The sequence below is a fragment of the Pseudomonas sp. 43NM1 genome (genome assembly GCF_002836905.1).
GTDB classification, from domain to species: Bacteria; Pseudomonadota; Gammaproteobacteria; order Pseudomonadales; family Pseudomonadaceae; genus Aquipseudomonas; species Aquipseudomonas prosekii.
The window spans coordinates 80,563-101,154 of the sequence record NZ_MKGS01000195.1 but is presented as its reverse complement, the minus strand read 5'-3'; the positions used below and the strand labels follow the sequence as shown (position 1 = coordinate 101,154).

Sequence of the window (20,592 nt, the reverse complement as noted above, 5' to 3'; positions counted from 1 at the left end):
ATTTAAGGCGTAAAGCATATGAGCGAGTTGTTGTCCTCAGTCAGTGACCACCTGTTAGCGCCCGGCGGCGTGACCATCGAAAGCCTGCAAAGTGTGCTCGGTGATCTGGCCGGGCCAGGCATTGATGCCGCCGATCTGTATTTCCAGGGGCAGATTTCCGAGTCCTGGGCGCTGGAAGACGGCATCGTCAAGGAAGGCAGCTTCAACCTCGACCAGGGTGTCGGCGTGCGTGCGCAATCGGGTGAAAAAACCGGTTTCGCCTACAGCAACGCGATCACCCTCGAAGCGCTGGGCGCAGCGGCCCGAGCCGCGCGCTCGATCTCCCGCGCCGGGCAGAACGGCACCGTGCAAGCGTTTACCACGCAGGATGTCGCCCAGTTGTACGGGCCGGACAACCCGCTTGAAGTGCTGACCCGCGCCGAGAAAGTCGACCTGCTCAAGCGCATCGACATCGCCACGCGCGCCCTCGACCCGCGCATTCAGCAAGTCACCGTGAGCATGGCCGGGGTCTGGGAACGCATTCTCGTTGCGTCCACCGACGGCAGCCTGGCGGCGGATGTGCGGCCACTGGTGCGCTTCAACGTCAGCGTGATCGTCGAGCAGAATGGCCGCCGCGAACGCGGTGGTCATGGCGGCGGCGGTCGTACCGATTACCGTTATTTCCTCGCCGAAGACCGCGCCATGGGCTATGCCCGTGAAGCCTTGCGCCAGGCGCTGGTCAATCTGGAAGCGATTCCGGCGCCGGCCGGCACCTTGCCGGTGGTACTCGGTTCGGGCTGGTCCGGCGTGCTGTTGCACGAAGCGGTCGGCCACGGTCTGGAAGGCGATTTCAACCGCAAGGGCAGCTCGGCTTATAGCGGGCGCATGGGCGAGATGGTTGCGTCGAAACTCTGCACCATCGTCGATGACGGCACGCTGGCCGGGCGTCGCGGCTCGTTGAGCGTCGATGACGAAGGCACCCCGACCGAGTGCACCACGCTGATCGAAAACGGCGTGCTCAAGGGTTATATGCAAGACAAGCTCAACGCCCGATTGATGGGCGTGGCGCGCACCGGCAACGGTCGTCGCGAATCCTACGCGCACCTGCCGATGCCGCGCATGACCAACACTTACATGCTCGCCGGCGAGAGTGATCCGGCAGAAATCATTGCTTCGGTGAAACGCGGTATCTACTGCGCCAACCTCGGCGGTGGTCAGGTGGATATCACCAGCGGCAAGTTCGTGTTCTCCACCAGCGAGGCGTATTTGATCGAGGACGGCAAAATCACCGCTCCGGTCAAAGGCGCGACGTTGATCGGCAACGGCCCGGAGGCGATGAGCAAAGTGTCGATGGTCGGTAACGACTTGTCGCTGGACAGCGGCGTCGGGACTTGCGGCAAGGATGGGCAGTCGGTGCCGGTGGGTGTCGGCCAGCCAACCCTGAAAATTGATGCGATCACTGTCGGTGGTACAGGATCGTAAGGGTTTGTGAACAGTAAGGGCTTTTGAATAAGTGAAGCTTCGGGTGAGCCGCGTGGCGACTCACCCGATTCGGGACTTAACGCAGACCGCGTTGAGTCTCGTCCAGCTCACGAATGTACTTGAAGATTTTGCGGCTGGTTGCCGGCGGCTTGTTGGTCGCCAGTTCGTGCTGGGCCTGACGGATCAGGGAGCGCAACTGTTGACGATCAGCTTCCGGGTAATCGACAACGAATTTCTCCAGGACCGCGTCATCGCCTGCGATCAAGCGATCGCGCCAGCGTTCCAGGCCATGGAATCGTTCGTTGTATTGCCGGGTGGAGGCATCGAGTTGATCGAGCAAGGTCAAAATGGCGTCAGTGTCCTGATCGCGCATCAGTTTGCCGATGAACATGAGGTGCCGTTTACGCGCGATATTCGCGGTGTGCTTGGGCGCATCGGCCAGAGCCCGGCGCATAGCGTCGGTCAACGGCAGTTTTGCCAGCAAGTCAGGCTTGAGCGTTGTAAGGCGTTCGCCGAGGTCAACCAGAGCATGCAGCTCGCGTTTGACCTGGGATTTGCTTTTTTCTCCCGTATCGAGGGAGTCGTCGTAAGAATCAACCATGGTGGCCGTCCGCAAAGAAACGCCGCCATGATAACCAGTCGGGGGCCGCTTGTCCGGCCCGGTCGCTCGATGGCCCTAGCCGAAAGCAGAATTTGAGTGGAGAACAGCATGAGTGCAGTTGAAAGCGTCGGCCCACAAGCGTTGCCGGCACTGCAAGAGCAAGTCGAGCAGATCATCGCTGAAGCCAAACGTCAGGGCGCCAGCGCCTGTGAAGTCGCGGTGTCGCTGGAGCAGGGCCTGTCCACGTCGGTACGCCAGCGCGAAGTCGAAACCGTCGAATTCAATCGCGATCAGGGGTTTGGCATCACCTTGTACGTCGGCCAGCGCAAAGGCTCGGCGAGCACTTCGGCCAGTGGCCCGGAGGCGATTCGTGAAACCGTCGCCGCCGCGCTGGCGATCGCCAAGCACACCTCGGAAGACGAGGCGTCGGGCCTCGCCGATGCGGCGCTGATGGCCAAGGATCTGCAGGATTTCGACCTGTTCCACGAATGGGACATCACCCCGGAGCAAGCCATCGAAATGGCGCTGAGCTGCGAAGCGGCAGCGTTCGATACCGATAGCCGGATCAAGAACGCCGACGGCACCACGCTCAGCACGCATCAGGGCTGCCGCGTTTACGGCAACAGCCACGGTTTTATCGGCGGTTATGCGTCGACCCGCCACAGCCTCAGTTGCGTGATGATCGCCGAGGCCGAAGGGCAAATGCAGCGTGATTATTGGTATGACGTCAGCCGTCAGGGCAGTTTGCTCGCAGACCCGGTGAGCATCGGCCAACGTGCCGCGCAACGGGCGGCGAGCCGTCTGGGCGCGCGTCCGGTACCGACCTGTGAAGTGCCGGTGCTGTTTTCGGCGGAGCTGGCCGGTGGTTTGTTCGGCAGCTTCCTCTCGGCGGTGTCCGGCGGCAGTCTGTATCGCAAATCGTCGTTTCTCGAAGGCTCGCTTGGGCAGAAGCTGTTCCCGGAATGGCTGACCCTCGATGAGCGTCCGCACTTGATGCGCGCGATGGGCAGCTCGGCGTTCGATGGCGATGGTCTGGCGACTTATGCCAAGCCGTTCGTCGAAAATGGCGTGCTGGTCTCGTATATTCTCGGCACCTATTCCGGGCGCAAACTCGGCATGCCGAGCACCGCCAACGCTGGTGGCGTGCACAACCTGTTCGTCACCCATGGCGACGAAGATCAGGCAGCGCTGCTGCGGCGCATGGGTCGCGGGTTGCTGGTCACCGAGTTGATGGGCCATGGCCTGAACATGGTGACCGGCGATTACTCGCGCGGCGCGGCGGGTTTCTGGGTCGAGAACGGCGAAATCCAGTTCGCGGTCCAGGAAGTGACCATTGCCGGCAACATGCGCGACATGTTCAAGCAGATCGTCGCGGTCGGCAATGACTTGGAACTGCGCAGCAACATTCGCACCGGTTCGGTGTTGATCGAGCGGATGACGGTCGCGGGTAGCTAAAACCGCACCGTTCCACAAAAAGGCGCGCCATCCCAACGGATGGCGCGCTTTTTTTTGTGCCTCACATGCCGAACTGTAGGAGCAAAGCTCGCTCGCGATGGCGTCCTCGAGATTGTCATCGCGAGCAAGCTTTGCTCCCACAGAGGCGCTGACAAACAATAGCGGGGTTGTGTTGGTTCTCATTATCATCTAATAATAAATCTCATTACCGAATGAGCCCGGATTATGAGTTCTGCCTTGCACGAGCAGCCGTACCTCGAAAGCTGGCGCTGGATGAGTCGCCAGATCCGTTGCGCAATGGATCCTGACGAACCGCGCCTGATCGAACATTACCTGGCCGAAGGCCGGTATCTGGCCTGTTGCACGGCAACCTCGCCCTGGACCATCGCCGAAACTTCCTTTCGTTTACTCCTCGACACCGCCGCCGACATCGCGCTGCCGTGGCACTGGCGCGCCTATTGTCTGGACCAGGCCTGGCGGCCGTTGCGTGAACTGGAACGTCTGTCGCTGTGCAAATGCCGCCTCAAGCGCTGGCAAAGCTACACCTGGCAACTGGCGACCTGCGAGTTGCAGCCTTCGATTCCCCTCATTGAACTGGTGCAAGGATTTACTGATGACCAAGACACGTATTGAGCGCGACAGCATGGGCGAGCTTCAGGTCCCGGAAGCCGCGCTCTACGGCGCACAAACCCAACGTGCGGTGGATAACTTCCCGATCAGCGGCAAACCGATGCCGGTGCAGTTCATTCGCGCATTGATCCTGGCGAAAGCTGCGGCGGCGTGGGCCAACGTCGAGCTCAAGCAGATCGGCGAAGCCCAGGGCAAAGCCATCGTCGACGCGGCGCAAGGGCTGCTCGAAGGCGATTTCATGCAGCACTTTCCGGTGGATATCTTCCAGACCGGTTCCGGCACCAGTTCCAACATGAACGCCAACGAAGTGATCGCCACGCTGGCCAGCCGACTGCTGGGCGAGCCGGTGAACCCGAACGATCACGTCAACTGCGGGCAAAGCAGCAACGACATCATCCCGACCACCATCCACGTCAGTGCCGCGTTGGCCTTGCATGAGCAATTGCTGCCGGCGCTGCTGCATCTGGTGCAAGTGATCGAGCGCAAAGCGGTGCAGGTTCACCACCACGTCAAAACCGGGCGCACGCATTTGATGGACGCCATGCCGGTGCGCATGAGCCAGGTGCTCAACGGTTGGGCGCAGCAGCTCAAGGCCAATATCGGCCATCTGCAAGATCTGTTGCCGAGCCTGCAATCGCTGGCGCAGGGCGGCACGGCGGTAGGCACCGGGATCAACGCGCATCCTGAATTTGCCGCGCGGTTCAGCCGGCAATTGAGTGAACTGACGCATGTGCAGTTCACTCCGGGCAAGGATCTGTTTGCGCTGATCGGCTCGCAGGACACTGCGGTGGCGGTCTCCGGTCAGCTCAAGGCGACTGCCGTGTCGCTGATGAAAATCGCCAACGACCTGCGCTGGATGAACTCCGGGCCGTTGGCCGGTCTTGGTGAAATCGAACTCGAGGCCTTGCAGCCGGGCTCGTCGATCATGCCGGGCAAGGTCAATCCGGTGATCCCGGAAGCCACGGCGATGGTCGCGGCGCAGGTGATTGGCAACGACTCAGTGATCACCATCGCCGGCCAATCGGGCAATTTCGAACTCAACGTGATGCTGCCGATCATCGCCCAGAACCTGCTCAGCAGCATCGAATTGCTGGCCAACGCCAGCCGTCTGCTGGGTGACAAGGCGATTGCCAGCTTCAAGGTCAACGAGGCCCGACTCAAGGAAGCGCTGTCGCGCAATCCGATTCTGGTCACCGCACTCAACCCGATCATCGGTTACCAGAAAGCCGCTGAAATCGCCAAGAAGGCGTATCAGCAGGGCCGTCCGGTGATTGATGTCGCCCTGGAACACACCGACTTGTCGCGCAGCCAACTGGAAGAATTGCTCAATCCAGAGAAGCTCACCGCAGGCGGCGTGTAACTCACGCTACCGCTTTGGAGGCTCACCATGGAGCACTGGAAACGCACGATCGAAAGGGCCAATCGCCATTTCATGCAAGGCGAGTTCGTCGATGCCCGCGAGGCTTACTTGCAGGCACTGGCGCTGGCCCAGGTGTTGTTCGAGCGCTGGTCGGATGCCGACGAAGCGGTAGCCGCTTGCGTGATTTCCCATCACAACCTCGCGGACCTGCATTTACGCCTGAACCAGCCAGAGGAGAGCGCCGAGTATTTGTGCGCGATCCATCAACGCCTGTTGCAGACCATGCAGGACGCGCGGCTGGCCCCGGCGCTGCGCGAGGCTGCGCTGCGTCAGAGCAGTAAAACCTATGTCGAACTGCTGAATTTCATCAGTGAACACGGCGAATACCCACGCACCCATCGCTTGTTGCACATGGATGCGGCGTCGCCCCGGCATCAGCCTGTCCCTCATCACCATGGAGTCCACTGAACATGGCTTTTACCTTGCCTGCGTTGCCCTACGCCTACGATGCCCTGGAACCGCATATCGATGCGCAGACCATGGAAATCCACTACACCAAACATCACCAGACTTACATCAATAACCTCAACGCCGCTGTCGAAGGCACCGAGTTTGCCGAATGGTCGGTGGAAAAACTGGTCGCCAGCGTCCAGCAACTGCCGGAAAAACTCCGCGCTGCGGTGATCAATCAGGGCGGCGGTCATGCCAACCATTCGTTGTTCTGGGAAGTCATGGCGCCCAACGCCGGCGGCAAACCCGACGGCGCGCTGGCCAAGGCGATTGATGAGCAACTGGGCGGCCTCGACAGCTTCAAGGAAGCCTTCACCAAAGCTGCACTGACGCGTTTTGGCAGTGGCTGGGCGTGGTTGAGCGTTACCCCACAAAAGATTTTGGTCGTCGAAAGCAGCGGTAATCAGGACAGCCCGCTGATGAATGGCAACACGCCGATCCTCGGCCTCGACGTCTGGGAACACGCCTATTACCTGCGTTACCAGAACCGTCGCCCGGAATACATCAATGCGTTCTACAACGTGATTAATTGGCCCGAAGTTGCAGCGCGCTATCAGGCAGCGCTGGTTTAAGTCTTCTATAAAAACAATCCAAGGCTGATTATGGGCACTGAAACACTGGCGATCGGAAGTGGGCGTATGTTTCGTTACGCGTTGGGATCGCTGTTATTGCTGGCGGGTATGACGCTGTTGGTTGCCCAGGGCCTGGAGTGGCTCAACCTTGAGCCCAAGCTGTTGCGCGCCCTGCAGGGCGGGGCGCTCTGCGCTTTGGGCACGGCGTTGGGGGCGGTGCCGGTGTTGGTCATCCGGCGCATGCCTCAGGCACTCAGCGATACCTTGCTCGGTTTCGGTGCCGGGGTGATGCTCGCGGCGACGGCGTTTTCGCTGATCGTCCCGGGCATTGCTGCAGCCGAAAGCCTGGGGCTGACGCCTTGGGCCTCCAGCGGCCTGATCAGCTTTGGCATCATGCTCGGCGCTTTGGGGTTGTTTCTGGTGGACCGCAAGGTTTCCGGGGCCAGCCCGCAATTGCTGGTCGGCACGCTGGAACGTCCAGTGATCCCGCCGCGCATCTGGCTGTTTGTCTTCGCGATCATTGCGCACAACATTCCCGAAGGCATGGCCGTGGGCGTTTCCGCCGGAGGTGGCATGCCGGATGCTGACAGCCTGGCGATGGGCATCGCGTTGCAGGATGTGCCGGAAGGTCTGGTCATCGCGCTGGTGTTGGCCGGGGCAGGGATGTCGCGGGTCAAGTCGTTCCTGATCGGCGCGGCGTCGGGGCTGGTGGAACCGGTGTTCGCGCTGCTGTGCGCGTGGCTGGTGAGCCTGGCCGAACTGCTATTGCCGTTGGGTCTGGCACTGGCGGCGGGGGCGATGTTGCTGGTGGTGACGCACGAAGTGATCCCGGAATCGCGACGTCATGGTCACGAGAAACTCGCCAGTCTGGGATTGTTGATCGGGTTTTGTCTGATGATGGTGATGGATACGGCGCTGGCTTAGCAGGGGAGCGCGGTCGGGTAGCAGCTGCCGAAGGCTGCGTTCGGCTGCGCAGCAGGCGTAAATCCGGCGTACGAGGTTTGTCTGAAGGACCGCAGTGTCTGATTTTACGACTGCTTCGCAGCCGAACGCAGGCTTCGCCAGCTGCTACATAAACGCAGGCTTCGGCAGCTGCTACAGGGACGTGGGCGGGTTGTTACTCGCCTTCGCCGAAGTAGTTGTTGATTAATTCCTTTAAAGCGTCCAGCGCTTCCTGTTCCTTTTCGCCTTCGGTAATCAGGTGGATTTTGGTGCCTTTGCCGGCCGCGAGCATCATCATCGCCATGATGCTTTTGCCGTCGACCGTGGATTCCGGTGTGCGTCCAACCCTGATCGAGCAATCCTTGAATCCACCGGCAACCCCGACGAATTTCGCAGAAGCGCGGGCGTGCAGGCCCAGTTTGTTGATGATTTCAATTTCCAGAGCAGGCATCGCGATGTGAATCCTTTAGCTGAGGTCGCGGTGGCGGACCTGGACGTTCTTCAGGGATTGTTGCAGAGCCTGACCCAGACGTTCAGTCAGGTAGACGGAGCGGTGATGGCCGCCAGTGCAGCCAATGGCAACCGTCACATAAGCGCGGTTGCTGGCAGCGAAACGCGGCAGCCACTTGAACAGATAGTTGTAAATATCCTGGAACATCTCTTCGACGTCCGGCTGGGCCGCAAGGTACTCGGCCACTGGCAGATCGAGCCCGGACTGCGCGCGCAGCTCCGGTTTCCAGTACGGATTGGGCAGGCAACGCACGTCGAATACCAGATCGGCATCGACCGGCATGCCGCGCTTGAAGCCAAACGACTCGACCAGAAACGCGGTGCCCGGCTCAGGCTGATTGAGCAGACGCAGCTTCAGCGTATCGCGCAGCTGGTACAGGTTCAGGTTGGTGGTGTTGAGTTTCAGATCAGCCAGGTCGGCGATCGGCTCGAGCAGTTTGGTCTCGTCAGCTATCGCCTCGGCCAGCGAGCGATTGGCATTGCTCAGCGGGTGGCGGCGACGGGTTTCGGAGAAACGCTTGAGCAGGGTTTCTTCGTCGGCGTCCAGATACAGCACGTCGCACTGGATATGCCGACTGCGGACTTCTTCGAGCAGTTCGGGGAATCGCGACAAATGGCTCGGCAGGTTGCGTGCGTCGATGGACACCGCGACCAGCGGTTGCGCGAGTTCGGTATGAATCAACGCGCGTTCAGCCAATTCCGGCAGCAACCCGGCAGGCAGGTTGTCGATGCAATAGAAGCCGCTGTCCTCAAGGACATTGAGCGCGGTACTTTTACCTGAGCCGGAGCGGCCGCTGACAATGATCAAGCGCATGATTAGTGACCGTTCTGCTCGTACAGGACGACCTGATACAAGGCTTCGTTGCTCGGAGCACTGCGCAGTTTTTCGCGGACTTCCTTGCGGTCGAGCATGCTGGCGATCTGGCGCAGCAACTCCAGGTGCGCATCGGTGGCAGCCTGCGGGACCAGCAATACAAACAGCAGGTCAACCGGGGCGCCGTCGATGGCGTCGAAATCGATGGGCGCATCAAGGTGCATCAGCGCACTGATAGGGGACGTGCAGCCCTTCAGGCGGCAATGAGGAATCGCGATGCCGTTGCCAAAACCGGTAGAACCGAGTTTTTCACGGGCAATCAATGCCTCGAAGACAACTTGCATCTCCAGATCCGGGACTTCCCGGGCGATCAGGTTGGCAATTTGCTCGAGGGCTTTCTTTTTACTGCCGCCCGGCACGTTCACAAGGGAACGGCCGGGGGTCAGGATACTTTCAAGTCGGATCATAGGTTGGGAGTGTTAACGACCGGTTGCGCCCTGGAGGAGGCTTTGGGTCTTTTCCTTATGCTTTTTGAGTTGGCGATCCAGCTTGTCGGTCAGCAGGTCAATGGCGGCATACATATCGGTATGTTCAGCATTAGCGACTACTTCTCCGCCGGGAATATGCAGCGTGGCTTCGATTTTCTGCTTGAGCTTCTCGACGCACATCGTGACTTGCACGTTGGTGATCTTGTCGAAATGCCTCTCTAATCGTTCGAGTTTCTCGTTGATGTAGATGCGCAGAGGTTCGGTCACTTCCAGTTGGTGTCCACTGATGTTGACTTGCATACAGCTTCTCCTTCGTTGCCAGTGCATAAAGCGGCAGGCTGAATAGCCTGCCACTGGAACGCTGTAACGTGGCTTACATCAACCGCTTGCGTTCGCTCGAAGGCGCGATTCCCAAGGATTCGCGGTACTTGGCGACGGTGCGGCGAGCCACCTGAATGCCTTGTGCCTCCAGTAAACCAGCGATCTTGCTGTCACTCAACGGCTTTTTCTGATTTTCCGCGGCAACCAGTTTTTTGATGATCGCGCGGATCGCCGTGGACGAGCATTCGCCGCCTTCGGAGGTGCTGACGTGGCTGGAGAAAAAGTATTTCAGCTCATATATGCCCCGTGGGGTATGCATGAACTTCTGCGTGGTCACCCGCGAAATCGTCGATTCGTGCATGCCCACCGCCTCGGCGATGTCGTGCAGTACCAGCGGTTTCATCGCTTCGTCGCCATATTCCAGAAAACCGCGCTGATGCTCGACGATCTGCGTGGCAACTTTCATCAGGGTTTCGTTGCGGCTTTGCAGGCTCTTGATGAACCAGCGCGCTTCCTGCAACTGATTGCGCATGAAAGTGTTGTCGGCGCTGGTGTCGGCGCGGCGGACAAACCCGGCGTACTGGGCGTTGACCCGCAGGCGTGGCACCGATTCCTGGTTCAGCTCCACCAGCCAGCGCTCGTTGTCCTTGCGCACGATCACGTCGGGAACCACGTATTCGGCTTCGCTGGACTCGATCTGCGAGCCCGGACGCGGATTCAGGCTCTGCACCAGTTCGATGACCTGGCGCAGTTCGTCTTCCTTGAGCTTCATGCGGCGCATCAACTGGCTGTAATCGCGGCTGCCGAGCAAGTCGATGTAATCGCTGACCAGACGCTTGGCCTCGGCCAGCCAAGGCGTCTTGGCCGGGAGTTGGCGCAATTGCAGCAGCAGGCATTCGCTCAGGTTGCGAGCGCCGATGCCGGCCGGTTCGAATTGCTGGATACGGTGCAGAACGGCTTCGATCTCGTCGAGCTCGATGTCCAGTTCCGGATCGAAGGCTTCGAGGATTTCATCGAGGGTTTCGTCGAGGTAACCCTGATTGTTGATGCAATCGATCAGAGTCACGGCGATCAGCCGATCGGTGTCGGACATCGGCGCCAGGTTGAGTTGCCAGAGCAGATGGCTTTGCAGGCTTTCGCCGGCCGATGTGCGGGTGGTGAAATCCCACTCGTCGTCATCGTTGCTCGGCAGGCTGCTGGCGCTGGTTTGGTAGACGTCTTCCCACGCCGTGTCGACGGGCAGCTCGTTGGGAATGCGCTCGTTCCAGTCGCCTTCCTCAAGGTTGTCCACGGTTGGCGCGGTTTCCTGATAGGACGGTTCCGAAACATCGGCGTTGGGGAGTTGTTCGGCTTTGTCGGCCAAGGGGTCGGCGTTATCGAAGTCGTCGCCTTCTTCCTGGCGTTCGAGCATCGGATTGGACTCCAGGGCCTCCTGGATTTCCTGTTGCAGGTCCAGGGTCGACAATTGGAGCAGGCGGATGGCCTGTTGCAGCTGAGGTGTCATCGTCAGCTGCTGGCCCATTCTCAAGACTAGCGATGGTTTCATGGCAGGGGCTAAACACCTTATTCGCCGGCGCACATGCGCCATCCACTACAGGGCGCCGGAGCGCCAAACTTAAGCAAATTATATGCCCGAAACCGCAGTCCTTGCCTAGAGCGCTGTAACAATAAAAAACGATTGAGCTTTTATTGCGACGAGCGCCCGGACAATCCGCCAGACACCTCAGCGCTTACAGGCGGAACTCGTGGCCCAGATACACTTCCTTGACCAGTTCGTTGGCCAGGATGGTAGCGGAGTCACCTTCGGCGATCAGTTGGCCGTCATTGACGATGTAGGCGGTTTCACAGATATCCAGGGTTTCACGAACGTTGTGGTCCGTGATCAGCACGCCAATGCCTTTGGCCTTGAGGTGATGGATGATCTGCTTGATGTCGCCGACCGAAATCGGGTCCACGCCGGCGAAAGGTTCGTCGAGCAGGATGAATTTCGGGTTGGTCGCCAATGCACGAGCGATTTCCACTCGGCGGCGTTCACCACCGGACAGGCTCATGCCGAGGTTGTCGCGGATGTGGTGGATGTGGAATTCCTGCAGCAGGCTTTCCAGTTCCTTGCGGCGACCGGCCTTGTCGAGCTCCTTGCGGGTTTCGAGAATGGCCATGATGTTGTCGGCGACTGACAGCTTGCGGAAGATCGACGCTTCCTGCGGAAGATAGCCGATGCCGGCCTTTGCACGACCGTGCATTGGCTGGTGGCTGACGTCCAGATCGTCGATCAGTACGCGACCCTGATCGGCCTGCACCAGGCCAACGATCATGTAGAAGCACGTGGTCTTGCCGGCACCGTTCGGGCCGAGCAGGCCGACGATCTGGCCGCTGTCGATCGACAGGCTGACGTCACGCACAACCTGGCGGCTCTTGTAGCTCTTGGCCAGATGCTGAGCTTTCAGAGTTGCCATCAGTTGGCCTTTTGCCCGTCAGTTTTCTTTTTCGGCTGGATCATCATGTCGATGCGCGGCTGAGGAGTGCTCAGCTTGGTGCCTTTGGCACGACCGGCGCTCGCCAGTTTTTTCACCGTGTCATAGACGATTTTCTCGCCCTGAGTGACGTTGTTGTCCTTGTCGATGACTTTCGCGCGATCGGTCAGTACTACCCGATTTGCCTGCGCGTAATAATCGATGGTGACGCCGTAGCCCTGCACTGGCTTGGTGTCGCCCGCGGTCTGCAACTGCTCGAAATAAGCCAGGTTGCCGACCGAGTTGACGCGGTCGATTTCACCGGCCGAGGTGCGGGTGATGGTCACTTTGTTGCCGGTGACCTTCATCGAACCCTGGGTGATGATCACGTCGCCGGTATAGGTGGCAACGCCATTCTTGTCGTCCAGTTGGGCATCGTCGGCCTGAATGCGAATAGGCTGCTCTTGATCATTCGGCAGAGCCCAGGCGCTCACGCTTCCCAGTGCTGCGCCCAGACTGAGCAAAATAGGGAGGGTTTTAACGAGCCTCATACTGTCCTCTTACGTTAGATTGCAGGTGTATCCTGCTTTCTTTCAAATACGCTTTCATTCCGTTACCAGTCGACACACCACCAGCGCCGTCGATTCTAACGGGTTGATCGGTCTGCGCATATTGCTGCTGCGGGAACACTGTCATTCGGGTGCTGGTGACGATCAAGTTGCGGTTCTGCTGGTCGGTGCGAGCGATGCGTACATTGTCGATCAGCTCGACCTGAGTGCCGTCCGAATTCACTTCGCCGCGCAGGCTGGTGACATGCCACGGAAACTCGGTGCCGCGGTACATGTTCAAGTCCGGATTGGTCAGCAGCGACACGTCAGTTGCCTTCAGGTGTTCGACCTTGTCGGACGTCAGATCGTATTGCAAGGTGCCGTCCGGCAGAAACTGCACGGTGTGGGCGTTGATCGCGTAATAGTCGATCGCGCTTTCGTCGACTTTCACCACCGGCTTGTCGAGGAAGCGTTCCGGGCTGATGTTCCAGTAGCCGACCGCCGCGAATATCGCCGCGATGCAGCCGAACACCAGAAATTTGCGAAACTTTTTGCTCAGCATAAATTGGCTCACAGGTACGCGCCATTTGCCGCATCGAGGCGACCCTGGGCGCGCAGGATCAGTTCGCAGAATTCGCGGGCGGCACCTTCGCCGCCACGGGCCACGGTGATGCCGTGAGCGTGTTCGCGCACGAAGCTTGCAGCATTGGCCACTGCCATGCCCAGCCCGACGCGGCGGATCACTGGCAAATCTGGCAGGTCGTCACCCAGATAGGCAACTTGTTCATAGCTTAGGTTGAGTTGGCCGAGAAGCTCGTCCAACACCACCAGTTTGTCTTCACGCCCCTGATAAAGGTGCGGGATGCCAAGATTCTTCGCTCGCCGCTCGACCACCGGGGTCTTGCGACCGCTGATGATAGCGGTCTGCACGCCGGCTGCCATCAACATCTTGATGCCTTGGCCGTCGAGGGTGTTGAAAGTCTTGAATTCACTGCCGTCTTCGAGGAAGTACAGACGCCCGTCGGTAAGGACGCCGTCGACATCGAAAATCGCCAGTTTGATGTTCTTGCCGCGTTGCAGCAGGTCGTTGCTCATCACATTACTCCTGCACGCAGCAGGTCGGACAGGTTGAAGGCGCCTACCGGGCGGTCTTCCTTGTCGACGACTACCAGTGCGTTGATTCGATGGTCTTCCATGATTTTCAGGGCTTCGGCTGCCAGCATGTCGGCCCGGGCGGTCTTGCCGTGAACGGTCATGACTTCGTCGATGGTGGTGTGGTGGATGTCGATGGTGCGGTCGAGGGTGCGGCGCAAGTCGCCGTCAGTGAAGATCCCCGCCAGTTTGCCATCGGCTTCTACTATTGCGGTCATGCCCAGCCCCTTGCGGGTCATTTCCATCAAGGCGTCCTTGAGCAGCGTGCCGCGAGGCACCAGCGGCAGCTCGGCGCCGGCGTGCATCACGGTTTCGACCTTGAGCAACAGGCGTCGGCCCAGAGCACCGCCCGGATGCGAAAAGGCAAAATCTTCGGCGGTGAAGCCACGAGCTTCCAGCAGCGCCACGGCCAATGCGTCGCCCATCACCAGTGCGGCGGTGGTCGAGGAGGTCGGCGCCAGGTTCAGCGGGCAGGCTTCATGCTCGACGTGCACGTTCAGATTGATCTCGGCAGCCTTGGACAGCGGCGAATTCGGATTGCCGGTCATGCTGATCAGCTTGATGCCCTGGCGCTTGATCAGCGGCAGCAGGGTCACGATTTCATTGGTCGAGCCGGAGTTCGACAGCGCCAGGATGATGTCGTCGCGGGTGATCATGCCCATGTCGCCGTGACTGGCTTCGGCCGGGTGCACGAAAAAAGCCGTGGTGCCGGTGCTCGCCAGGGTCGCGGCAATCTTGTTGCCGATGTGCCCGGACTTGCCCATGCCGAGCACGACCACGCGGCCCTTGCTGGCCAGAATCATCTCGCAAGCGCGTACAAAATCAGCGTCGATATGGGGCAGCAAGCCTTGTACGGCTTCCAGTTCGAGGCGGATGGTGCGTTGTGCCGATTGAATCAGGTCGCTGGTTTGGCTCATGTCAGATCGTATAGCCCGATGAAAAGGCGGCGATTATAGCGGTAATGATCGAAACCCTCACGCTAGTTCGTCGCGCTTTGTAAATAGTTGTGAGCAAAACCGCGCAAATGCACGTGGCTGGCGCTTTCTTCGCCGAACATGGCTGGCTTGGGGATTGGGCGCTTGAGCGTTGCAGTGATATAGTTCGCCGCCAGTTCGGCCCGCCCGGGGCGGTATGTGCTTTCGACAGAGAGCCAGGCGTCCGAGTGAGAGGCTGCATCGCAAGGAGTTTAGATGAGTGCCGATAACGCCTACGCGGTCGAGCTGAAGGGACTGTCCTTCAAGCGCGGTGCGCGCAGTATTTTCAACAACATTGATATCCGCATCCCGCGCGGCAAGGTCACCGGCATCATGGGACCTTCCGGGTGTGGCAAGACCACGCTCTTACGGCTGATGGGCGCACAGTTGCGGCCTACCAGTGGCGAAGTCTGGGTCAATGGTCAGAATCTGCCCAAACTGTCACGCAGCGATTTGTTCGATGCGCGCAAGCACATGGGCGTGCTGTTTCAGAGCGGCGCCCTGTTTACCGATCTCGATGTGTTCGAGAACGTCGCTTTTCCGCTGCGCGTTCATACCGAGCTGCCGGAAGAAATGATCCGCGACATCGTCCTGCTGAAATTGCAGGCCGTCGGTTTGCGCGGCGCCATCGACCTGATGCCGGACGAATTGTCCGGCGGCATGAAGCGGCGAGTCGCGCTGGCGCGGGCGATTGCCCTCGATCCGCAGATTCTCATGTACGACGAGCCCTTTGTCGGGCAGGACCCGATCGCCATGGGCGTACTCGTGCGCCTGATCCGCCTGCTCAACGACGCGCTGGGCATCACCAGTATCGTGGTATCCCACGATCTGGCCGAGACCGCGAGCATCGCCGACTACATCTATGTAGTGGGCGATGAACAAGTGCTGGGGCAGGGCACGCCTGACGAACTGATGAACTCGGACGATCCGCGTATCCGTCAATTCATGACAGGCGATCCCGATGGCCCGGTCGCCTATCACTTTCCAGCGACGGATTACCGCGCAGATCTTCTGGGGAAGCGCTGATGCGCAAGATTTCACTGTTGGAAAGAGTGCGCCGGTTCGGCCGGGCGGCGATCGATGCCGTCGGGGTGTTCGGGCGTGCGACGATTTTCCTCTTTCATGCGTTGCTCGGCCGCGGCGGCATTGGCGGCGGCTTCGGCCTGCTGATCAAGCAACTGCATTCGATCGGCGTGATGTCCCTGGTGATCATCGTGGTCTCCGGGGTGTTCATCGGCATGGTGTTGGCGCTGCAGGGCTTCAATATCCTTTCCAGCTACGGTTCGGAACAGGCCGTCGGGCAGATGGTTGCCCTGACGTTGCTGCGTGAACTGGGGCCGGTGGTGACGGCCTTGCTATTCGCCGGGCGTGCCGGTTCGGCACTGACCGCCGAAATCGGCAACATGAAGTCCACCGAGCAGTTGTCCAGTCTGGAAATGATTGGCGTCGACCCGCTCAAGTACATCATTGCCCCGCGCCTGTGGGCCGGCTTCATTTCCCTGCCGGTGCTGGCGATGATCTTCAGCGTCGTCGGGATCTGGGGTGGTTCGTGGGTGGCGGTCGATTGGTTGGGAGTCTTTGAAGGTTCCTACTGGTCGAACATGCAGAACAGCGTGACGTTCAGTGGTGATGTGCTTAACGGCATCATCAAAAGTATCGTTTTCGCCTTCGTCGTTACCTGGATTGCCGTATTCCAAGGCTATGACTGCGAGCCCACTTCCGAGGGGATCAGTCGTGCCACAACCAAGACCGTGGTGTATGCCTCTTTGGCAGTGCTCGGCCTGGACTTCATTTTGACTGCCTTGATGTTTGGAGATTTCTGATGCAAAACCGCACCCTGGAAATCGGTGTCGGCCTTTTCTTGCTGGCTGGCATCCTGGCTTTGCTGCTGCTTGCCTTGCGGGTCAGTGGCCTGTCGCCGAGCGCAAACACCGAGTCGTATAAACTTTATGCATATTTTGACAATATCGCCGGTTTGACTGTCAGAGCAAAAGTGACCATGGCCGGTGTGACCATCGGCAAGGTCACAGCGATCGATCTGGACCGCGACAGTTTCACCGGCCGGGTGACCATGCAACTGGAAAAGCGCGTAGATAATCTGCCGACTGACTCCACTGCATCTATCCTGACCGCTGGCCTGTTGGGCGAGAAGTACATCGGTATCAGCGTTGGCGGGGAAGAAGCATTGCTCAAGGATGGCGGCATCATCCATGACACCCAGTCGTCGCTGGTGCTCGAAGACCTGATCGGTAAATTCCTGCTCAATACCGTTAGCAAAGACGCCAAATGAGGAGCTTTTGAATGATCTCTACCTTGCGACGTGGCCTGTTGGTAGTACTCGCGGCCCTGCCGTTGATGGCTAACGCCGTGGCGGCGCCTTCCGCACACGAGCTGATCCAGGACACCACGAACCGGATGCTGGCCGATCTTTCGGCCAACAAAGAGAAGTACAAACAGGATCCACAGGACTTTTACACGGCGCTGAACACCATCGTCGGGCCTGTTGTGGATGCTGAAGGTATTTCCAAAAGCATCATGACGGTCAAGTACTCGCGCAAAGCCACGCCTGAGCAGATGCAGAAGTTTCAGGAAAACTTCAAACGCGGTCTGTTCCAGTTTTATGGCAACGCTTTGCTTGAGTACAACAACCAGGGCATCACCGTTGATCCTGCCAAGGATGAGTCGGGCACTCGCACCAGCGTGGGCATGACCGTCAAGGGCAACAACGGCGCGGTGTACCCGGTGCAGTACACGCTTGAGAAGATCAACGGCGAGTGGAAACTGCGCAACGTGATCATCAACGGCATCAACATCGGCAAGCTGTTCCGCGATCAGTTCGCTGACGCGATGCAGCGCAATGGCAACGATCTGGACAAGACCATCAATGGTTGGGCCGGTGAAGTCGCCAAAGCCAAAGCCTCCACTGAAGGCGCCGATCAGAAGTCTGCGCAATGAGTGAGTCGGCCGTTCGCATGAGCGAATCCGGCGAGCTGATGCTCAGCGGTGTGCTGGATTACCGCACCGGGCCTGACTTGCGCAAGCATGGTCAGGCGCTGATCAAGTCCAGCACGGCTAACGCTTTGGTGGTGGATTGTTCGGCAGTGGTGAAGTCCAGCAGTGTCGGTTTGTCGCTGCTGCTGTGCTTCATGCGCGATGCCCAGGCTGCCGGCAAGGCCCTGAGCATTCGCGCAATGCCCGAAGACATGCGCGAAATCGCTCAGGTCAGCGAATTGACCGAGCTGTTGGCGCATCCCTAAACGGCATCTATAAAGAAGCCCCCCGTCAGAGTCCTGTTAATGCGGGGTTCGCAGGCGCGGGGCTTTTTTGTATGATGTCCGACCCGCGCGCACAGGGCGCCGATTGAGGTTGAGCATGCAGGCCACCGAAGTGAAGAGCTTTCTTGAAGGAAAGCTGTCCGAGACCCTTTCACAAGTGCAGGTAGAAGTTGAGGGCGAAGGCTGCAACTTTCAGCTGAACGTGATTAGCGATGAACTGGCGGCGTTAAGCCCGGTGAAGCGTCAGCAGCAGATCTATGCCCATTTAAACCCATGGATCACCGATGGCAGCATCCATGCGGTCACTATGAAATTTTTCAGCAGCGCGGCCTGGGCCGAGCGCACCTGAGCCCAAGGGCGTCGAGATTCTTATGGATAAATTGATAATTACCGGTGGCGTTCGTCTTGATGGCGAAATCCGCATTTCCGGGGCAAAGAACTCTGCCCTGCCGATTCTGGCTGCAACATTGCTCTGCGATGGCCCGGTCACCGTGGCCAATCTGCCGCACCTGCACGACATCACCACCATGATCGAGCTGTTCGGTCGCATGGGCATCGAGCCGGTGATCGACGAGAAACTCAGCGTCGAAATCGACCCACGCACCATCAAGACCCTGATCGCGCCGTACGAACTGGTTAAAACCATGCGTGCCTCGATCCTCGTACTGGGCCCGATGGTCGCGCGTTTCGGCGAAGCCGAAGTCGCCCTGCCTGGCGGTTGCGCCATCGGTTCGCGTCCGGTTGACCTGCACATCCGTGGCCTCGAAGCCATGGGCGCGATCATCGACGTCGAAGGCGGCTACATCAAAGCCAAGGCGCCGGAAGGCGGTTTGCGCGGTGCGCACTTCTTCTTCGACACCGTCAGTGTGACCGGTACCGAAAACATCATGATGGCGGCCGCTTTGGCCAAGGGCCGCAGCGTACTGGCTAACGCCGCACGCGAGCCTGAAGTCATCGACCTGGCGAACTTCCTGATCGCCATGGGTGCCAAGATCACTGGCGCCGGCACCGACACCATCACCATCGATGGCGTCGAGCGTCTGCACCCGGCCACTTATAAAGTGATGCCGGACCGGATCGAAACCGGCACCTACCTGGTGGCTGCTGCCGTGACCGGCGGTCGCGTCAAGGTCAAGGACACCGATCCGACCATCCTCGAAGCAGTGCTGGAAAAACTCCGTGAGTCGGGTGCCGAAATCACCTGCGGCGAAGACTGGATCGAGCTGAACATGCACGGCAAGCGGCCGAAAGCCGTCAACGTGCGGACCGCTCCGTACCCGGCGTTCCCGACCGACATGCAAGCGCAGTTCATCTCCCTCAACGCCATTGCCGAAGGCACTGGTGCAGTGATCGAGACGATCTTCGAAAACCGTTTCATGCACGTTTACGAACTGCACCGCATGGGCGCCAAGATTCAGGTCGAAGGCAACACTGCCATCGTCACCGGCACCGAGAAGCTCAAAGGCGCGCCAGTCATGGCCACTGACCTGCGTGCTTCCGCCAGCCTGGTTATCTCGGCGCTGATCGCTGAAGGCGACACCCTGATCGATCGCATCTACCACATAGATCGTGGCTATGAGTGCATCGAAGAAAAACTGCAGATGCTCGGCGCCAAGATCCGCCGCGTACCGGGCTAGTCCCTGCTGCATGGGCGCAGGGACGCGCCCGTTGAATTCGTTTTGAATCGAGGCGTCTTTTGATTTATTCAAAGCGCCTCGATGTATGTCCGGCGCCATTTGCGACCGGGCATGAGTACCTTGATAAGGACTGACGTTTCCCATGTTGACCATCGCACTGTCCAAAGGCCGCATCCTTGACGACACCCTGCCGCTTCTGGCTGAAGCGGGCATCGTGCCGACCGAGAATCCGGACAAGAGCCGCAAGTTGATCATCCCCACGACCCAGCCTGACGTGCGTCTGCTGATCGTGCGCGCCACCGATGTGCCGACTTATGTCGAGCATGGTGCCGCGGACCTGGGCGTCGCCGGTAAAGATGTGCTGATGGAATACGGCGGCCAGGGCCTCTACGAGCCGCTGGACCTGCGCATCGCCCTGTGCAAACTGATGACCGCCGGCAAAGTCGGCGCCATCGAGCCCAAGGGTCGTCTGCGCGTTGCCACCAAATTCGTCAATGTTGCCAAGCGTTACTACGCCGAGCAGGGCCGTCAGGTCGACATCATCAAGCTCTACGGCTCGATGGAACTGGCACCGCTGATTGGCCTCGCCGACAAGATCATCGACGTCGTCGACACCGGCAACACGCTGCGGGCCAACGGCCTGGAGCCACAGGATTTCATCGCTGACATCAGCTCCCGGCTGATCGTCAACAAAGCTTCGATGAAAATGCAGCACGCCCGTATTCAGGCGTTGATCGACACCCTGCGCAAGGCAGTGGAGTCTCGACACCGCGGCTGATTCACCTGCGCGACGTTGAGTCGCGCCCGTCTATCCGCCTCATAGCCAGAATCTCAGGTGCCCAAGCGGAAACGACTGCTAAGTTAGGGCGCCTGAGTTTTTGCCATTCCT

General features: G+C 59.4%; 26 protein-coding genes. 15 read left to right on the top strand and 11 right to left on the bottom strand.

Annotation, left to right across the window (positions count from 1 at the left end; all coding sequences use genetic code 11):
- Positions 1-18 precede the first annotated feature (18 nt).
- Complete coding sequence (gene tldD / locus BI292_RS25960; protein WP_092273302.1) at positions 19-1,461, top strand: metalloprotease TldD; 1,443 nt, start codon at positions 19-21, stop codon at positions 1,459-1,461.
- A gap of 76 nt (positions 1,462-1,537) precedes the next feature.
- On the opposite strand, the gene yjgA is transcribed toward tldD, so the two are convergent.
- Entirely contained in the window at positions 1,538-2,062 is a 525-nt protein-coding gene (yjgA, locus tag BI292_RS25955) for a ribosome biogenesis factor YjgA (protein ID WP_092273299.1), read from the bottom strand.
- A 108-nt stretch (positions 2,063-2,170) separates the two neighbouring features.
- Here yjgA and pmbA point away from each other — a divergent pair, with 108 nt between their 5' ends.
- The 6 genes from pmbA (at position 2,171) to BI292_RS25925 (ending at position 7,513) form a co-directional block, all read left to right on the top strand.
- Complete coding sequence (pmbA, locus tag BI292_RS25950) at positions 2,171-3,517, top strand: metalloprotease PmbA (RefSeq protein WP_092273296.1); 1,347 nt, start codon at positions 2,171-2,173, stop codon at positions 3,515-3,517.
- A 225-nt stretch (positions 3,518-3,742) separates the two neighbouring features.
- Positions 3,743-4,150 (top strand): FagA protein, encoded by a 408-nt coding sequence (locus tag BI292_RS25945; RefSeq protein ID WP_101209663.1) that lies wholly within the window; start codon positions 3,743-3,745, stop codon positions 4,148-4,150.
- On the top strand, positions 4,131-5,507 hold the full coding sequence (locus BI292_RS25940) for an aspartate ammonia-lyase (RefSeq protein WP_101209662.1): 1,377 nt from the start codon (positions 4,131-4,133) through the stop codon (positions 5,505-5,507). Before BI292_RS25945 ends, BI292_RS25940 begins: the two co-directional genes overlap by 20 nt.
- Before the next feature lie 27 nt (positions 5,508-5,534).
- Positions 5,535-5,975: a hypothetical protein gene (locus BI292_RS25935; RefSeq protein WP_101209661.1), complete on the top strand. Its 441-nt coding sequence runs from the start codon at positions 5,535-5,537 to the stop codon at positions 5,973-5,975.
- A gap of 2 nt (positions 5,976-5,977) precedes the next feature.
- Positions 5,978-6,589, top strand: coding sequence for a superoxide dismutase (locus tag BI292_RS25930; protein ID WP_101209660.1), 612 nt, complete (start codon positions 5,978-5,980; stop codon positions 6,587-6,589).
- 30 nt (positions 6,590-6,619) lie between these two features.
- Entirely contained in the window at positions 6,620-7,513 is an 894-nt protein-coding gene (locus BI292_RS25925) for a ZIP family metal transporter (protein ID WP_101209659.1), read from the top strand.
- Positions 7,514-7,706: 193 nt separating this feature from the next.
- Here BI292_RS25925 and BI292_RS25920 read toward each other — a convergent pair whose 3' ends face one another.
- The 10 genes from BI292_RS25920 to BI292_RS25875 all read right to left on the bottom strand — a co-directional run bounded on the left by BI292_RS25920 (position 7,707) and on the right by BI292_RS25875 (position 14,734).
- Positions 7,707-7,982, bottom strand: a complete 276-nt coding sequence (locus tag BI292_RS25920; protein ID WP_101209658.1) for an HPr family phosphocarrier protein — start codon at positions 7,980-7,982, stop codon at positions 7,707-7,709.
- Between the two features lie 15 nt (positions 7,983-7,997).
- Positions 7,998-8,855, bottom strand: coding sequence for an RNase adapter RapZ (gene rapZ, locus BI292_RS25915; RefSeq protein WP_092273276.1), 858 nt, complete (start codon positions 8,853-8,855; stop codon positions 7,998-8,000).
- Between the two features lie 2 nt (positions 8,856-8,857).
- The gene (ptsN, locus tag BI292_RS25910; protein WP_101209657.1) at positions 8,858-9,322 is read right to left on the bottom strand and encodes a PTS IIA-like nitrogen regulatory protein PtsN; all 465 of its coding nucleotides are present in this window, start codon (positions 9,320-9,322) and stop codon (positions 8,858-8,860) included.
- A gap of 12 nt (positions 9,323-9,334) precedes the next feature.
- A complete protein-coding gene (gene hpf / locus BI292_RS25905) occupies positions 9,335-9,643 on the bottom strand; it encodes a ribosome hibernation-promoting factor, HPF/YfiA family (protein WP_092273270.1) in 309 nt (102 codons plus the stop codon).
- 73 nt (positions 9,644-9,716) lie between these two features.
- The gene (locus tag BI292_RS25900) at positions 9,717-11,210 is read right to left on the bottom strand and encodes an RNA polymerase factor sigma-54 (RefSeq protein WP_092273267.1); all 1,494 of its coding nucleotides are present in this window, start codon (positions 11,208-11,210) and stop codon (positions 9,717-9,719) included.
- A gap of 184 nt (positions 11,211-11,394) precedes the next feature.
- Positions 11,395-12,120 (bottom strand): LPS export ABC transporter ATP-binding protein, encoded by a 726-nt coding sequence (gene lptB, locus BI292_RS25895; RefSeq protein ID WP_007901537.1) that lies wholly within the window; start codon positions 12,118-12,120, stop codon positions 11,395-11,397.
- Complete coding sequence (gene lptA / locus BI292_RS25890) at positions 12,120-12,668, bottom strand: lipopolysaccharide transport periplasmic protein LptA (protein ID WP_092273264.1); 549 nt, start codon at positions 12,666-12,668, stop codon at positions 12,120-12,122. Before lptA ends, lptB begins: the two co-directional genes overlap by 1 nt.
- Positions 12,655-13,227, bottom strand: coding sequence for an LPS export ABC transporter periplasmic protein LptC (gene lptC, locus BI292_RS25885; RefSeq protein ID WP_092281523.1), 573 nt, complete (start codon positions 13,225-13,227; stop codon positions 12,655-12,657). Before lptC ends, lptA begins: the two co-directional genes overlap by 14 nt.
- A gap of 8 nt (positions 13,228-13,235) precedes the next feature.
- Positions 13,236-13,760 carry an HAD family hydrolase gene (locus BI292_RS25880; protein WP_092273260.1) on the bottom strand — a complete coding sequence of 175 codons (525 nt, stop codon included), beginning with the start codon at positions 13,758-13,760 and terminating at the stop codon, positions 13,236-13,238.
- Positions 13,760-14,734, bottom strand: coding sequence for a KpsF/GutQ family sugar-phosphate isomerase (locus tag BI292_RS25875; RefSeq protein WP_092273257.1), 975 nt, complete (start codon positions 14,732-14,734; stop codon positions 13,760-13,762). Before BI292_RS25875 ends, BI292_RS25880 begins: the two co-directional genes overlap by 1 nt.
- 273 nt (positions 14,735-15,007) lie before the next feature.
- Between BI292_RS25875 and BI292_RS25870 the strand changes: the two genes are divergently transcribed.
- The 8 genes from BI292_RS25870 to hisG all read left to right on the top strand — a co-directional run bounded on the left by BI292_RS25870 (position 15,008) and on the right by hisG (position 20,481).
- Entirely contained in the window at positions 15,008-15,817 is an 810-nt protein-coding gene (locus BI292_RS25870) for an ATP-binding cassette domain-containing protein (RefSeq protein WP_092273254.1), read from the top strand.
- The gene (gene mlaE / locus BI292_RS25865; RefSeq protein ID WP_092273250.1) at positions 15,817-16,614 is read left to right on the top strand and encodes a lipid asymmetry maintenance ABC transporter permease subunit MlaE; all 798 of its coding nucleotides are present in this window, start codon (positions 15,817-15,819) and stop codon (positions 16,612-16,614) included. Before BI292_RS25870 ends, mlaE begins: the two co-directional genes overlap by 1 nt.
- Positions 16,614-17,081, top strand: coding sequence for an outer membrane lipid asymmetry maintenance protein MlaD (gene mlaD, locus BI292_RS25860; protein ID WP_092273248.1), 468 nt, complete (start codon positions 16,614-16,616; stop codon positions 17,079-17,081). Before mlaE ends, mlaD begins: the two co-directional genes overlap by 1 nt.
- 11 nt (positions 17,082-17,092) lie before the next feature.
- Positions 17,093-17,746 carry a phospholipid-binding protein MlaC gene (locus BI292_RS25855; protein ID WP_092273245.1) on the top strand — a complete coding sequence of 218 codons (654 nt, stop codon included), beginning with the start codon at positions 17,093-17,095 and terminating at the stop codon, positions 17,744-17,746.
- Positions 17,743-18,048 carry a lipid asymmetry maintenance protein MlaB gene (locus BI292_RS25850; RefSeq protein WP_092273242.1) on the top strand — a complete coding sequence of 102 codons (306 nt, stop codon included), beginning with the start codon at positions 17,743-17,745 and terminating at the stop codon, positions 18,046-18,048. The genes BI292_RS25855 and BI292_RS25850 overlap by 4 nt, the downstream gene beginning before the upstream one ends.
- 115 nt (positions 18,049-18,163) lie before the next feature.
- Entirely contained in the window at positions 18,164-18,415 is a 252-nt protein-coding gene (locus BI292_RS25845) for a BolA family protein (protein WP_092273239.1), read from the top strand.
- A 22-nt stretch (positions 18,416-18,437) separates the two neighbouring features.
- Positions 18,438-19,703, top strand: coding sequence for a UDP-N-acetylglucosamine 1-carboxyvinyltransferase (gene murA / locus BI292_RS25840; protein ID WP_092273236.1), 1,266 nt, complete (start codon positions 18,438-18,440; stop codon positions 19,701-19,703).
- A gap of 142 nt (positions 19,704-19,845) precedes the next feature.
- Complete coding sequence (hisG, locus tag BI292_RS25835) at positions 19,846-20,481, top strand: ATP phosphoribosyltransferase (protein ID WP_092273233.1); 636 nt, start codon at positions 19,846-19,848, stop codon at positions 20,479-20,481.
- Positions 20,482-20,592 lie beyond the last annotated feature (111 nt).

What these genes read in the sequence shown, in the direction of transcription:
- BI292_RS25935 (WP_101209661.1), top strand. Translation starts at nt 5,535, where the DNA reads ATGGAGCACTGGAAACGCACGATCGAAAGGGCCAATCGCCATTTCATG.
- BI292_RS25845 (WP_092273239.1), top strand. Translation starts at nt 18,164, where the DNA reads ATGCAGGCCACCGAAGTGAAGAGCTTTCTTGAAGGAAAGCTGTCCGAG.
- ptsN (WP_101209657.1), bottom strand. Translation starts at nt 9,322, where the DNA reads ATGATCCGACTTGAAAGTATCCTGACCCCCGGCCGTTCCCTTGTGAAC.
- BI292_RS25855 (WP_092273245.1), top strand. Translation starts at nt 17,093, where the DNA reads ATGATCTCTACCTTGCGACGTGGCCTGTTGGTAGTACTCGCGGCCCTG.
- BI292_RS25920 (WP_101209658.1), bottom strand. Translation starts at nt 7,982, where the DNA reads ATGCCTGCTCTGGAAATTGAAATCATCAACAAACTGGGCCTGCACGCC.
- BI292_RS25940 (WP_101209662.1), top strand. Translation starts at nt 4,131, where the DNA reads ATGACCAAGACACGTATTGAGCGCGACAGCATGGGCGAGCTTCAGGTC.
- mlaE (WP_092273250.1), top strand. Translation starts at nt 15,817, where the DNA reads ATGCGCAAGATTTCACTGTTGGAAAGAGTGCGCCGGTTCGGCCGGGCG.
- lptB (WP_007901537.1), bottom strand. Translation starts at nt 12,120, where the DNA reads ATGGCAACTCTGAAAGCTCAGCATCTGGCCAAGAGCTACAAGAGCCGC.
- tldD (WP_092273302.1), top strand. Translation starts at nt 19, where the DNA reads ATGAGCGAGTTGTTGTCCTCAGTCAGTGACCACCTGTTAGCGCCCGGC.
- BI292_RS25880 (WP_092273260.1), bottom strand. Translation starts at nt 13,760, where the DNA reads ATGAGCAACGACCTGCTGCAACGCGGCAAGAACATCAAACTGGCGATT.
- BI292_RS25945 (WP_101209663.1), top strand. Translation starts at nt 3,743, where the DNA reads ATGAGTTCTGCCTTGCACGAGCAGCCGTACCTCGAAAGCTGGCGCTGG.
- BI292_RS25900 (WP_092273267.1), bottom strand. Translation starts at nt 11,210, where the DNA reads ATGAAACCATCGCTAGTCTTGAGAATGGGCCAGCAGCTGACGATGACA.
- lptA (WP_092273264.1), bottom strand. Translation starts at nt 12,668, where the DNA reads ATGAGGCTCGTTAAAACCCTCCCTATTTTGCTCAGTCTGGGCGCAGCA.
- yjgA (WP_092273299.1), bottom strand. Translation starts at nt 2,062, where the DNA reads ATGGTTGATTCTTACGACGACTCCCTCGATACGGGAGAAAAAAGCAAA.
- hpf (WP_092273270.1), bottom strand. Translation starts at nt 9,643, where the DNA reads ATGCAAGTCAACATCAGTGGACACCAACTGGAAGTGACCGAACCTCTG.
- BI292_RS25850 (WP_092273242.1), top strand. Translation starts at nt 17,743, where the DNA reads ATGAGTGAGTCGGCCGTTCGCATGAGCGAATCCGGCGAGCTGATGCTC.
- rapZ (WP_092273276.1), bottom strand. Translation starts at nt 8,855, where the DNA reads ATGCGCTTGATCATTGTCAGCGGCCGCTCCGGCTCAGGTAAAAGTACC.
- BI292_RS25925 (WP_101209659.1), top strand. Translation starts at nt 6,620, where the DNA reads ATGGGCACTGAAACACTGGCGATCGGAAGTGGGCGTATGTTTCGTTAC.
- BI292_RS25875 (WP_092273257.1), bottom strand. Translation starts at nt 14,734, where the DNA reads ATGAGCCAAACCAGCGACCTGATTCAATCGGCACAACGCACCATCCGC.
- lptC (WP_092281523.1), bottom strand. Translation starts at nt 13,227, where the DNA reads ATGCTGAGCAAAAAGTTTCGCAAATTTCTGGTGTTCGGCTGCATCGCG.
- pmbA (WP_092273296.1), top strand. Translation starts at nt 2,171, where the DNA reads ATGAGTGCAGTTGAAAGCGTCGGCCCACAAGCGTTGCCGGCACTGCAA.
- BI292_RS25930 (WP_101209660.1), top strand. Translation starts at nt 5,978, where the DNA reads ATGGCTTTTACCTTGCCTGCGTTGCCCTACGCCTACGATGCCCTGGAA.
- BI292_RS25870 (WP_092273254.1), top strand. Translation starts at nt 15,008, where the DNA reads ATGAGTGCCGATAACGCCTACGCGGTCGAGCTGAAGGGACTGTCCTTC.
- murA (WP_092273236.1), top strand. Translation starts at nt 18,438, where the DNA reads ATGGATAAATTGATAATTACCGGTGGCGTTCGTCTTGATGGCGAAATC.
- hisG (WP_092273233.1), top strand. Translation starts at nt 19,846, where the DNA reads ATGTTGACCATCGCACTGTCCAAAGGCCGCATCCTTGACGACACCCTG.
- mlaD (WP_092273248.1), top strand. Translation starts at nt 16,614, where the DNA reads ATGCAAAACCGCACCCTGGAAATCGGTGTCGGCCTTTTCTTGCTGGCT.